Source organism: Xanthomonas translucens pv. cerealis (assembly GCF_006838285.1).
Classification (GTDB): domain Bacteria; phylum Pseudomonadota; class Gammaproteobacteria; order Xanthomonadales; family Xanthomonadaceae; genus Xanthomonas_A; species Xanthomonas_A cerealis.
The window spans coordinates 471,451-482,458 of the sequence record NZ_CP038228.1; the positions used below are offsets into that span (position 1 = coordinate 471,451).

13 protein-coding genes are annotated in these 11,008 nt (G+C 69.6%); 3 read left to right on the plus strand and 10 right to left on the minus strand.

What is annotated here, in order from left to right:
• The 5 genes from E4A48_RS02070 to E4A48_RS02090 all read right to left on the minus strand — a co-directional run bounded on the left by E4A48_RS02070 (position 1) and on the right by E4A48_RS02090 (position 3,287).
• Complete coding sequence (locus tag E4A48_RS02070; protein WP_003468945.1) at positions 1–186, minus strand: DUF4177 domain-containing protein; 186 nt, start codon at positions 184–186, stop codon at positions 1–3.
• Positions 183–362: a type II toxin-antitoxin system antitoxin gene (locus tag E4A48_RS02075; protein WP_003468944.1), complete on the minus strand. Its 180-nt coding sequence runs from the start codon at positions 360–362 to the stop codon at positions 183–185. The genes E4A48_RS02070 and E4A48_RS02075 overlap by 4 nt, the downstream gene beginning before the upstream one ends.
• Before the next feature lie 22 nt (positions 363–384).
• Positions 385–1,269, minus strand: a complete 885-nt coding sequence (locus E4A48_RS02080) for an SPFH domain-containing protein (RefSeq protein ID WP_039005703.1) — start codon at positions 1,267–1,269, stop codon at positions 385–387.
• Between the two features lie 250 nt (positions 1,270–1,519).
• Positions 1,520–2,146 carry a DapH/DapD/GlmU-related protein gene (locus E4A48_RS02085; RefSeq protein WP_039005702.1) on the minus strand — a complete coding sequence of 209 codons (627 nt, stop codon included), beginning with the start codon at positions 2,144–2,146 and terminating at the stop codon, positions 1,520–1,522.
• Positions 2,136–3,287, minus strand: coding sequence for an aromatic ring-hydroxylating oxygenase subunit alpha (locus E4A48_RS02090; RefSeq protein WP_039005700.1), 1,152 nt, complete (start codon positions 3,285–3,287; stop codon positions 2,136–2,138). The genes E4A48_RS02085 and E4A48_RS02090 overlap by 11 nt, the downstream gene beginning before the upstream one ends.
• A 263-nt stretch (positions 3,288–3,550) precedes the next feature.
• Here E4A48_RS02090 and purT point away from each other — a divergent pair, with 263 nt between their 5' ends.
• Entirely contained in the window at positions 3,551–4,738 is a 1,188-nt protein-coding gene (gene purT / locus E4A48_RS02095) for a formate-dependent phosphoribosylglycinamide formyltransferase (protein WP_058196946.1), read from the plus strand.
• A gap of 21 nt (positions 4,739–4,759) precedes the next feature.
• Here the strand turns inward: purT and E4A48_RS02100 are convergent, their stop codons facing one another.
• Complete coding sequence (locus E4A48_RS02100; RefSeq protein WP_039005698.1) at positions 4,760–6,001, minus strand: endonuclease/exonuclease/phosphatase family protein; 1,242 nt, start codon at positions 5,999–6,001, stop codon at positions 4,760–4,762.
• Positions 6,002–6,141: 140 nt separating this feature from the next.
• A complete protein-coding gene (locus E4A48_RS02105) occupies positions 6,142–6,903 on the minus strand; it encodes an arginyltransferase (protein WP_039008897.1) in 762 nt (253 codons plus the stop codon).
• Between the two features lie 214 nt (positions 6,904–7,117).
• Here E4A48_RS02105 and E4A48_RS02110 point away from each other — a divergent pair, with 214 nt between their 5' ends.
• Positions 7,118–7,711: an EF-hand domain-containing protein gene (locus E4A48_RS02110; RefSeq protein WP_142741809.1), complete on the plus strand. Its 594-nt coding sequence runs from the start codon at positions 7,118–7,120 to the stop codon at positions 7,709–7,711.
• A 345-nt stretch (positions 7,712–8,056) separates the two neighbouring features.
• Here the strand turns inward: E4A48_RS02110 and E4A48_RS02115 are convergent, their stop codons facing one another.
• The 3 genes from E4A48_RS02115 to E4A48_RS02125 all read right to left on the minus strand — a co-directional run bounded on the left by E4A48_RS02115 (position 8,057) and on the right by E4A48_RS02125 (position 10,343).
• Complete coding sequence (locus E4A48_RS02115) at positions 8,057–8,569, minus strand: putative signal transducing protein (RefSeq protein ID WP_039005695.1); 513 nt, start codon at positions 8,567–8,569, stop codon at positions 8,057–8,059.
• A gap of 10 nt (positions 8,570–8,579) precedes the next feature.
• Positions 8,580–9,491, minus strand: coding sequence for an acyl-CoA thioesterase II (gene tesB / locus E4A48_RS02120; RefSeq protein ID WP_039005694.1), 912 nt, complete (start codon positions 9,489–9,491; stop codon positions 8,580–8,582).
• Between the two features lie 72 nt (positions 9,492–9,563).
• The gene (locus tag E4A48_RS02125) at positions 9,564–10,343 is read right to left on the minus strand and encodes an enoyl-CoA hydratase/isomerase family protein (protein WP_142741810.1); all 780 of its coding nucleotides are present in this window, start codon (positions 10,341–10,343) and stop codon (positions 9,564–9,566) included.
• Positions 10,344–10,391: 48 nt separating this feature from the next.
• On the opposite strand from E4A48_RS02125, the gene E4A48_RS02130 reads away from it, so the two are divergent.
• Complete coding sequence (locus E4A48_RS02130; protein ID WP_142743077.1) at positions 10,392–10,877, plus strand: copper chaperone PCu(A)C; 486 nt, start codon at positions 10,392–10,394, stop codon at positions 10,875–10,877.
• The last annotated feature ends 131 nt before the right edge of the window (positions 10,878–11,008 follow it).

Sequence of the window (11,008 nt, forward strand, 5' to 3'; positions counted from 1 at the left end):
TCAGCTCTGCTTCTTGAAGACCAGCAGTATCGGCTGCAGACGTGGCGAGTTGATCACGCTGACCAGTTCCCAGCCCAGGGCGCCGTGCTTGTTCAGTTCGGCCTGGATCGGTTCGGGGTCCGCTCTGCCGAGGAAGGTGAGCTTGAACTTCACTTCGACGGTGAGGTAGGTCCAGCGTGTGCTCATGGCTTGGGTTCCTTGTCGTCGCCGGGCTTGGGCAGCCGGCCGGCCTTGCGCAGCGCGTCGCGCAACACGTATTCGATCTGCGCGTTGAGGCTGCGCAGCTCGTCGTCGGCCCAGCGCTGCACCGCCGCCAGCACGTCGGCGTTGATGCGCAGCGGATAGGCCTTCTTCTCGCTCATGCCGGGGTCCGGGGCTCGCGCATCAGTACAGCGAGCCGGCGTTGACGATCGGTTGCGCGCCGCGGTCCGAGCACAACACGGTCAGCAGGTTGCTGACCATGTGCGCCTTGCGTTCCTCGTCCAGCTGCACGGTGCCGTTCTTCTCCAGTTCGGCCAGCGCCATTTCGACCATGCCCACCGCACCGGCGACGATGCGCGTGCGTGCGGCGATCACCGCATTGGCTTGCTGTCGCTGCAGCATCGCCTGGGCGATTTCTGGCGCGTAGGCGAGGTGGCTGATGCGCGCCTCGATCACGTCCACGCCGGCCTGGGTCAGGCGCTCGTCGAGGTGGCGTTTGAGCTGCTCGCTGATTTCGGTGGGGTGGCTGCGCAGCGAGATCTGGTTGTCCTCGTGCTGGTCGTAGGGATAGCTGGTGGCCATCGCGCGCAGCGCCGATTCGGACTGGATGTGCACGAAGCTCTCGTAGTCGTCGACGTTGTACACCGCCTCGGACGCATCGATCACCTGCCACACGATCACCGCGGCGATCTCGATCGGGCTGCCGTCCAGTTCGTTGACCTTGAGCCGGCCGCTCTCGAAGTTGCGCACGCGCTGGCTGACCTTCTTCTTGGAATAGAAGGGGTTGTTCCAGCGCAGGCCGTTGTCCTTGACCGTGCCCACGTACTTGCCGAACAGGCTCAGCACCGCGGCCTGGTTCGGCTGCACCGTGTACAGGCCGCACAGGCTGGACATGGCGGCAGCGCCGAGCAGCAGCGACAGCAGCACCAGCGGCAGCGAGCTCGGCCCGTCGCCGACCGTGTCCTTGGTGATGCCGATCGTGAACAGCCACAGCGCCAGTCCGGCCAGGACCAGGATGCCGAGCAGGAGCGGAATGCCGGGCAGCGAGCGAAGCGTGCGTTCTTTCATGGCGGGGTTCCCAAAGGGGTGTGGTGGAAAGATATCACTTTGATATCTATTTGCAAGAGGAGCGCCATGCCGCTGCGGCGCCGATCGAGCGGCGGCCCTGGGCGAAGGGATTGCCGTCATGGCTGCCGCGGAGTGCGCTGCGCTGGTGGCTGCTGCCGCAGGCACGATGCCTCGCCCGCACGCGCGCGGCGTTGCTGCCCGGCACCGGTGCGTGCAGCGGACACGGCGTGCGCTACGGCAGACGCGGCGATCAGCCGTCGATGATGACCACGGGCGTGCGCAGCGTGGCCAGGTGATGGGTGCCGACGGCGATGTCGCTGCGGTAGCAACCGGGGACATCGACGGTGCAGCGTTTGCCGACGCGCACGCCTGCGGCGATGTCCACGCGCCGGCCCAGCGTCGCGTGGCTGCCGATCACGGCTTGCGCACCGATGAAAACCCCGGCGTCGATCCATGCCGACGCGCCGATCTTTACGCCATGCTCCAGCACGGCCGCCGTTCCGATCCAGGCGTTGTAGGCGATATCGCAGTGCGCGCCGACGATCGCAGCGGCGCCGATCAGGCAGTTCTCGCCGATCTTCGCGGTGGGCGCGACTGTGGCGCCACGGCAGATCAGCGGCGGCAGCTTGATCCCGCGCGATTTCAGTTCGCCCATCAGCTCCAGGCGGCGGAAATTGAGGAATTGCGGTCCCCAGGCGACGAAGGCGGTGGTGTCGGCGCCGGCCAGCGCAGGCAGTGCGCCCAGGTCGAAGCGGTAGTCCTGGTCCTGGCCGACGTCCACCGGATGCAGCACGGTCTCCGGCGCCGCTTCGGCCCAGGCGGCGAGCGCCCACTGCAGCAGCGCGCCGGAGCCGATCAGGTATTTTTCAGAGGACATGGCGGCCCTCCATGACATCCATGTACCAGCGCTCGACCTGCATGTTGGCGTGTTCGTAATCGCCCAGCATCGCGCGCGGCGCAGCGCAATGCAGGCCCGATTGCACGCTTTCCATGATCTCGATGTCCTCGCGCAGCACGCTCTCGGCACCTTGCAGATGCGCCAGCAGCACCGCGTCGGAGGTCGCGTAACGCTGCTTCTTGCGGGCGGTGACGTAATACACCGTGAGGTCGGTCCGCTGTGCGCTGACCGGCTGATGATGCTCGATGATGAAGGAATAGCCGCCCGACCCCGAGGCGATGTGCAGATTGGGGTACAGCAGCCAGTTCAGGTACCAGTCGTCGTTGCCGAAGCGCTCGACCTTGTCGTGCCAGGCGTAGTGCGGCAGCGACTGCAGCGGTTCGTTCAAGCCGCCGTTGCTGAAACTGCGCAGGCGCGCCAGGTGTTCGGCCTGCGCGGCGCTGCCTTGCGCGTGATAGCGGTGCGCGTCGGCGATGCCCGCGTCGTCCATCTGCACCTGGAACTTCACCTGCCGGGCCAGGGTGCGCGCATGCACGAAGCGCGGGTGCAGCGCATCGCGCAGGTTTTCGTAGGCCAGCTTCCAGTTGAAGTTGGCCTCGAAGGTCGCGACCAGCACCTCGCTGTCGAACTGTTCGGACGCCCGCCGCAGCATGTCCAGTGCCGCCAGCGAAAACTGCGCTTCCAGCGGCAGCGGATCTGCGGAAACATTCACGAACACCAGATTGCCGATGCAGGCCACGGCGAAGCGCTGGAGCCGCAGGCAGGCGCGCTGCTGCGGCGGCAGGCGATAGGCGTCGTCGTGGAACGGGATGTTCTCGACCCCGCCCTCGGCGCCGTAGCGCCAGCCGTGATAGCCGCAGACCAGCGGCCGCACGCCCTGCGGCTGTTGCTGCAGCGGGTTCTGCCGATGCAGGCACAGGTTGTGGAACGCGCGCAGCTCGCCATCGAAGTTCTGCACCACCACATCCACCCCGCACACCGAGCGGCGCACGAAGGCGTTGTGCTTGTCCAGCAGCATGCGCGGGGCGACGAACTGCCACAGCGGCCGCATCAGCCGCTCGCGCTCGCGGGCGAACCAGGCATCGTCGATGTAGGCCTCGGCCGGTATCAGCGAGTGCATGGGCGGGGCGCTGCGGCGTGGAGGTTTGCGGAGACGGCGGCCGGCAGCGCTGCCGGCGCATGGCGGCACGCGTCTGCAGGTGTCGCGCTGGTGCGCGACGATCGGTAGATGCACTCGGCAGTGCGTCGCTTCATGGCAGCGTCCCAGGCGTGGACGATGAAGATAGCATCCCGTCCTGCGCGCGCGTGGCGCCGGCGCAGGACTGCCGGCAGCGGGCGGCAGCTAGAATGGTGCCCTCTCTCTTTCGCGCAGGCACCGCCGCCATGACCACCCTGGGAACCCCGCTGTCCGCTTCCGCCACCCGCGTGCTGCTGCTGGGCTCGGGCGAACTGGGCAAGGAAGTGGCGATCGAGCTGCAGCGCTTCGGCGTGGAAGTGATCGCCGCCGATCGCTACGCCGATGCGCCGGCGATGCAGGTGGCGCACCGCTCGCACGTGCTGGACATGCTCGATGCGATGGCGCTGCGCGAGCTGATCGCGCGCGAGCAGCCGCACCTGATCGTGCCGGAGATCGAGGCGATCCATACCGAGACGCTGCTGGCGCTGGAACGCGAGCACGGCCAGCGGGTGATCCCCACCGCGCGCGCGGCACGGCTGACCATGGACCGCGAAGGCATCCGCCGCCTGGCCGCCGAAACCCTGGGCCTGCCAACCTCGCCGTACCGCTTCGTCGATACGCTCGAGGAATACCGCGCGGCGATCGCCGCGGTCGGCCTGCCGTGCGTCGTCAAGCCGGTGATGTCGTCCTCGGGCAAGGGCCAGAGCACGCTGCGCAGCGAGGCCGACATCGACGCGGCCTGGGACTACGCGCAGACCGGCGGCCGCGCCGGCGCCGGCCGCTGCATCGTCGAAGGCTTCATCGACTTCGATTACGAAATCACCCTGCTGACCGTGCGCCATGCCGCCGGTACGGCGTTCTGCGATCCGATCGGGCACTGGCAGAAGGACGGCGACTACCGCGAGAGCTGGCAGCCGCAGCCGATGTCGGCGCTGGCGCTGCAGCGCGCGCAGCAGATCGCGCGCGCGGTCACCGACGACCTCGGCGGCTGGGGCCTGTTCGGCGTGGAACTGTTCGTCAAGGGCGACGCGGTCTGGTTCAGCGAAGTGTCGCCGCGGCCGCACGACACCGGCCTGGTCACCCTGGTGTCGCAGGAACTGAGCGAGTTCGCGCTGCATGCGCGCGCGATCCTGGGCCTGCCGATCCCGGTCATCCGCCAGAGCGGGCCGTCGGCCTCGTGCGCGTTGCTGGCGCACGGCGAAGGCGTGCCGCTGTTCGGCAACGTCGCCGCCGCGCTGCAGGCCCCGGACACCGCACTGCGCCTGTTCGGCAAGCCCGGCGTGCACGGCCACCGCCGCGTCGGCGTGACCCTGGCGCGCGGCGCCAGCATCGACGAAGCGCGGCAAATCGCCCGCGCCGCCGCCGCCGCATTGACCATCGAATTGCAGGCCTGAGCGGACTGCCTTTCCGACTCGCTAATCCCGACTTCCCGATCGCGGCTGCAGCGCCACATCCACCCATACCAGGTGATGGTCGCTGCCGTCGGCGATCGCCGCGGCCGGCACGCTGGAGGCTGGCCAGAACACGCCGCTGTCCAGGTAGCGGAAATCGTTCGACGGCAACACGTAGTCCAGCCGCATCGCACCGGCCCTCGGCCCGAAATCGCCGGTCACCTGCTGCGGCGGGCCGCGGTGGGCGATGCCGTGTGCGGCGTAGGCGCGCGCGGTTTCTTCGCCGCCGGCGCTGTGCGGGGTCGGGTAGTGCAGCACGCGCGGGTGTTCGACAAGGGCGCGGATCGCGTCATGGCGGCCATCGCCGTCGATGACGTCGTTGTTGAGATCGCCGAGGATCACGAAGCGCGCATCGGCGGCGAGGCCGCCGCAGCGGCCGGCGTCGTCGCACAGCCATGCCGTGCCGGCCCGGTTGTCCAGATACTCGCGCCACAGCCGCAGCTCGTCGTGGTTGCGCGCCAGGTTGCGCTTCTCGGGGCCGTCGAACACCGGCGGCGTGGGATGCGCGACCAAAGCATGGACCAGGCCCAGCGGCGTGCGGACCGGCACGTCCCAGTGCGATTTCGACGACAGCCGCAGTTGCGCCCAGACCGCGTCGCTGTGGAACGGGTGGCCGCTGGCCGGATCGATCGGTCGCAGCGCGCCGGGCAGCGCGCTCCACTTCAGCAGGCGGAAGCTGCGTATCGCCGCGGCGTCGATCGGGTACCTGGATAGCAGCAGCATGCCGTACTGGCCCGGATGCAGGCCGTAGCCCCAGGCGTCGTTGCCGCGCGCGCGGCCGTCGTTGCCGACGCTGCCGTTGTTGTCCAGATCCAGGCCGCTGGGTACGCCGGTGTTGACCGGCGCCAGGTAGCGGTATGGGTAGTGCAATGCGGCGCCGCCGAGCGGCTGGGCGACGCCCAGGTAGCGTTGCTGGAACAGGTCGGCGGCGCGGTGCGCGTCGTCGTAGTCGAATTCGTTGAGCAGCACCAGGTCCGGGCGCACCTGCTGCAGCACCGCGGCGATCTTGCGCGCCTGCGCGCTGTCCCCCTGCAGGGCGGCGATCAGGCCGCCGTCCTCGTCCGAATTCAGCGCGGTGTTGTAGGTGGCCACGCGCAGCGCCGCGCGGGTGGGCGCCGCTGGCGTGGCCGCGGTCGGGGCGGAGCCGGTGTGCGAGCAGGCGCCGCACAGCACGGTCATGGCAAGCAACAGGGCGCGTGGGTTCATGCGCGCATGTTCGCATGCGGCGCATGTCCGAACGATGGCGCCGTGGCGGCGCGCGGAGCGCGGCGGATCGAGCGGGAGCGCAGCGCAGGGTTTCGGTGCCGCGCGGCGGCGCACGCGGGCCGCAGGCGAGCGCCGTCGGGCTAGTCGGCGAGGCGGCCCGCGTCGTCGTCGAAATCGCGCCAGCTGCGCCCGTCGTAGCCCTGCAATGGCCGGAAGCGGCGCTTGTAGTCCATCTTCTGGTGGCCGCGGATCCAGTAGCCCAGGTACAGATGGCTCAGGCCTTCGCGTCTGGCCCAGGCGATCTGCTGCAGGATCGCCAGCGTGCCCAGCCCGCGCGCGGCGACGTCGGGATCGTAGAAGGTGTAGACCGCCGACAATGCATGCTCGGCGATATCGGTGACCGCCACCCCGAGCAGCGGCCCGCGCTGTCCGTCCGTGCTCTTCTGCCGCATCTCCAGGAAACGCCCATGCGACCAACCCCCGATCAGGAACTGGTCGAACTCGTGCGCGCCATGCGTGTCCATGCCGCCGCCGGGATGGCGCATGCGCAGGTAGCGCTGGTACAGCGCCAGCTGCTCCTCGTTGCGTTCGGCGGCGACGATGCGTATGTCGATATCGGCGTTGCGCGCCAGGCAGCGGCGCTGGCTGCGGTCGGGCACGAACTCGGCGACCGGAATGCGCACCGCAACGCAGGCGCGGCAGTGGTCGCAATGCGGCCGGTAGACCAGATCGCCGGAGCGGCGGAAGCCCCAGCTCAGCGCCAGCGGATACAGCGCGCCCAGGCGCGGATCGTGCGGGTCCAGCACCAGGTCGCGCGCCTGCCGCTCGGGCCAATAGCCGCAGGCGTGCTGGCCGGTCTGGAACAGGCGCAGGTCGTCGCTGGCGTCGGTGTGGATGGCCATGCACCGAGCATAGCGCTTCGCGATCGCATCGGCCGCGACTGTCCGCCGCATGAATGCGCCCCGGCGCGGGTCAACCGCGCCCGCAACGGGGCGTTGATTGCAGTGAAGGCGCCGCTGCGCCGGCCCGCCTGGCGGTCCGTTCCTGCTGCGCTGGTGACTGCCGCACGCGCTTGCCGCGCCGGCAGGTGTCTTCCTTTCACTCAGGGAGTTTTCCATGAATTACCGCAACCCGCTGCTCGCCCTGGCCATGCTCGCCGTGCTGTCCGGCGGTGCCTATGCCGCCAATCCGCCGCCGTCGGATCCGGCCGCGCCGGCTGCTGCCGGCGGCGTCGCCAGGCTGGACAAGAACGGCGACGGTGTCATCGATCGCAGCGAAGCCGCGGCCAATCCGCGCCTGGCCCAGCACTTCGACCCGCTGGACAAGAATCACGACGGCAAGCTGAGCCCCGACGAGTTCCCGCGCCATGGCCGTCGCGGCGAGCGTGGCGGACGCGGCGAGCATGGCGCCATGCTCGCCAAGCTGGATACCAACAAGGACGGCCGCATCAGCCGCGACGAGGCCAAGGCCGATCCGACGTTCGCCGCGCGCTTTGACAAGATGGACGCGAACAAGGACGGCTTCGTCGATCGCGCCGACTTCGAGCTGCGCGCCAAGCAGCATCGCGACGCATGGTTCGCCACCGCCGACACCAACAAGGACGGCATGCTCAGCCGCGCCGAGTTCGACGCAGCGCAGTCGATGTGGATGCACAAGCCCGGCCGGAAGCATGGCGCCAAGCCGATGCCGGCCGCACCCGACGCGAACTGATCGTTCCACCCCGCAACAGGCAACACGCAACAAGGCGCCGATCGACAGCCGTCCCTGCGCAGCGATGCGCAGGGGCGTTTTTATTTGGCCAAGCAGCGCTCCCGGCCAACCGCTACGCCCGCTGCAGGAGCGGTTTCGACCGCGACAGGCACATTGGCGAAGTGGCGAACGTCGGCAGCCTGTCGGGGCTGAAGCCCTTCCTGCAGTGCAGACAGTCAGCAGTGCAGCCAGTCGATCGCGAACGTTTCAACCGCCACAGGCGCGGTGACGAAATCTCCGGCTTTGGCTGCCGTCAACGGCCACCCCAAACCCTGCAAGAAACAGCATGTCTTTACCGATGCCGGCTCAGTTGCCGCGTTGCGCCGGTTGCACGCGCACCCGCACTTCGTCGCTGTCCTGCGCCGGTTGCGGCGCCGGTGCGGCGGCTGGCGCCACCGCCGGAGTGGGGACGGCGGCCTGATTGCTGCGATGGCGCAGCACCGTCACCAGCGCCACCGCGCCGATCGCCAGCAACAGCGCGACACGCAGCCGCCAGGCCCAACGCTTGCCGCTGTCCGGCACCGCCTGCGAGCGGAATTCGCTCAGGTACGGCAGTGTCTGCGCCGGGTCCTGGCGGGTGCTGTCGATCAGGCCGGACTCGCGCAGCACGGCGCGTGCACGCGGCTGGTCGTCGGCATGCACCACCCACACGGTCGGCTGCACCTGCGTCGCCACCGGGTCGATGTAGCTGAACTGGCCGCTGCGCCGACTGCGGTAGGAGCGGCCGTTGCTCAGCCGCACCTCGATGCCTTGCTCGCGCAACAGCTTGGCCACGCCTTCGGCGGTTTCCACGCGTTGGCTGCTGAAGATCTGCCGCATCGTCGCCGCCTCAGTGCTTGGCCGGGACCTGCGCCGCGGCGCCGGCATCGGGCACCACGCGGATCAGGCCTTCCTGCACGGTGCTGGCGACGAGCACCCCGTCGCGGGTGAAGAACTGGCCGCGCGCCAGGCCGCGCGAGCCCTGCGCGCTGGGGCTGTCCAGCGAGTACAGCAGCCAGTCGTCGGCGCGGAACGGGCGGTGGAACCACAGCGCGTGGTCGAGCGAGGCCATCTGCACGTTCGGCGTGTAGTAGCTGATCCCGTGCGGGAAGGTCGCGGTGCCGAGCAGGTGGAAATCCGAGGCATAGGCCAGCAGGGCCTGATGCAGCTCCGGCGCGTCGCCGACCGGTTCGCTCAGGCGCAGCCACATCTGCTGGAACGGCGGGCGCTTGGGCGGGTTCAGTTCGTCGCGCGGGTAGACGTGGCGGAACTCGAACGGGCCGCCGCGCGAGAGCCAGCGCTGCACCTTGGTCGGCAGCGTCGCCAGCACGTCCGGGCGCGCGGCCGGGGTCGGCTCGATATCCTCCGGCTGCGGCACCTCCGGCATCTTCAGCTGGTGGGTGGCACCCTCTTCCTGCTCCTGGAACGAGGCGGCGCAGAAGAAGATCACCTTGCCGTGCTGGACCGCGGTGACCCGGCGCACCGAAAAGCTGCCGCCGTCGCGGGTACGGTCCACGTCGTAGACGAGGGGGTGGTCGATGTCGCCGGCGCGCAGGAAATAGGCATGCAGCGAATGCGCGCGGCGGCCGTTGTCCACCGTCGCCTGCGCCGCAGACAACGCCTGCCCCAGCACCTGCCCGCCGAACACGTACTTGGTGCCGATGTCGCGGCTCTTGCCGCGGAACAGGTTGTCCTCCAGCCGTTCCAGCGACAGCAGTTCGATCAGTTCGGAGACGACGGGGGCGGGCGGCGTGGCGGACAAGAGGCGAGGCCTGGACGAGGACTGTCCGCGATTATAGCGGGCCGCCCGCGCCGGCCTGCGTGCCGGCGCCGCTCAGCGCTTGTCCAGCCTGGCCACCAGCGCGTGCAGCGCGGCCTGGGTGTCCGGCGCCTGCCAGCCGTCGACCAAGCGCTCGAGCTGGATGTGCTCGTCGGCCAGCGCGGCGCGCAGGTCGGCGCGGGCGATCGCGCGGGTCTGCAGCATCGGCTGCCGCGGCAGCTTCAGCAGCTCGTGCAGCCAGGCCAGCGCACGCGTGACCACCTGTTCGGCGTCCACCAGTTCGTCGACCAGGCCGATCTGCAGCGCACGCTCGGCGCTGACCAGTTCACCGCCGACCAGCAGCCGCTCGGCGCGGTGCGCGCCGACCACGCGCCGCAGCAGGCGCTGGATGCCTTCCGGCGCGGCCAGGCCGACCTGGGTCTCGTTGAGTCCGATGGTGACCGAATGCGCCGGTTCCGGGCTGCGTGCCATCACCCGGTAGTCGCAGCACAGCGCCAGCACGCAGCCGCCTGCCGGCGCATGGCCGGTCAGCGCCGCCACCACCGGGATCGCGCTGTCGGCCAGCGCGCGCGCCGCGGCGAAGAACGCCTGCCAGCTGCCGAGCAGCTTGGCGCGGTCGCTGCCGTGCCCGAGCAGGTGCGGCACGTCCATGCCGGCGGAGAAGATGCGTTCGCTGCCGGACAGGACCAGCGCGGACACCGCGTCGGCCTGCGCCTGCGCGATCGCCGCGGCCAGTTCGGCGCACAGGGTGGTGTCGAGCGCGTTGACCGGCGCGCGTGCCAGGCGCAGCTGGCGTATGGGGCCGTGGCCGAGAACCTGGATCAGCGAGGTCATGCAAAAGCTTCCGAAGGCGGCGCGGTGCGGGACCGCTATCATAGAGCCATGAAGCTCAAACCATCCGCATGCGTACGGGGGCTGGCCATCGGGCTGGCGTGTTTGGCCGGGCTGGCGCCGGTGGCCGTCCTCGCGGCGCCGGCCGCGAGCAAGGCCGCTGGCTGTTTGCCGCAATGGCAGGCCGGCTGGGTGCGGCTGCCGCCGAACGCGGCGATGCCCATGGCCGCCGGCTTCGGCCGCCTGCACAACCCGTGCGCGCAGGCGCTGGCGGTGGTGGCGGTGCGCAGCCCGGCGTTCGCTCAGGTGAGCCTGCACCAGACCACGCAGGTGGATGGGGTCAGCAAGATGCGCGAAATCGAGCGCCTGCCGCTGGCCGCCGGCGCCGACGCGGTGCTGCAGCCCGGCGGCCTGCACCTGATGTTGATGCAGCCTGCGCAGCCGCTGCGCGAGGGGGCGAGCGTGCCGATCGCTTTCGTGCTGGAGGACGGGCGCGAAGTGCGGAGCGCATTGAAGGTGAGTGCTGGCAAGCCGTAGTTTTGGTGGGGCTCGGGACTCGGGACTTTCCCATATCTGCAGCAATGCTGCGCTTTTTGTGGGAGAGGCTTCAGCCCCGACGCCTTACCGATAACGCGTCGTGGCTGAAGCCCCTCCCACAGAAAAGCGGC

What these genes read in the sequence shown, in the direction of transcription:
- E4A48_RS02070 (WP_003468945.1), bottom strand. Translation starts at nt 186, where the DNA reads ATGAGCACACGCTGGACCTACCTCACCGTCGAAGTGAAGTTCAAGCTC.
- E4A48_RS02075 (WP_003468944.1), bottom strand. Translation starts at nt 362, where the DNA reads ATGAGCGAGAAGAAGGCCTATCCGCTGCGCATCAACGCCGACGTGCTG.
- E4A48_RS02080 (WP_039005703.1), bottom strand. Translation starts at nt 1,269, where the DNA reads ATGAAAGAACGCACGCTTCGCTCGCTGCCCGGCATTCCGCTCCTGCTC.
- E4A48_RS02085 (WP_039005702.1), bottom strand. Translation starts at nt 2,146, where the DNA reads ATGTCCTCTGAAAAATACCTGATCGGCTCCGGCGCGCTGCTGCAGTGG.
- E4A48_RS02090 (WP_039005700.1), bottom strand. Translation starts at nt 3,287, where the DNA reads ATGCACTCGCTGATACCGGCCGAGGCCTACATCGACGATGCCTGGTTC.
- purT (WP_058196946.1), top strand. Translation starts at nt 3,551, where the DNA reads ATGACCACCCTGGGAACCCCGCTGTCCGCTTCCGCCACCCGCGTGCTG.
- E4A48_RS02100 (WP_039005698.1), bottom strand. Translation starts at nt 6,001, where the DNA reads ATGAACCCACGCGCCCTGTTGCTTGCCATGACCGTGCTGTGCGGCGCC.
- E4A48_RS02105 (WP_039008897.1), bottom strand. Translation starts at nt 6,903, where the DNA reads ATGGCCATCCACACCGACGCCAGCGACGACCTGCGCCTGTTCCAGACC.
- E4A48_RS02110 (WP_142741809.1), top strand. Translation starts at nt 7,118, where the DNA reads ATGAATTACCGCAACCCGCTGCTCGCCCTGGCCATGCTCGCCGTGCTG.
- E4A48_RS02115 (WP_039005695.1), bottom strand. Translation starts at nt 8,569, where the DNA reads ATGCGGCAGATCTTCAGCAGCCAACGCGTGGAAACCGCCGAAGGCGTG.
- E4A48_RS02125 (WP_142741810.1), bottom strand. Translation starts at nt 10,343, where the DNA reads ATGACCTCGCTGATCCAGGTTCTCGGCCACGGCCCCATACGCCAGCTG.
- E4A48_RS02130 (WP_142743077.1), top strand. Translation starts at nt 10,392, where the DNA reads ATGAAGCTCAAACCATCCGCATGCGTACGGGGGCTGGCCATCGGGCTG.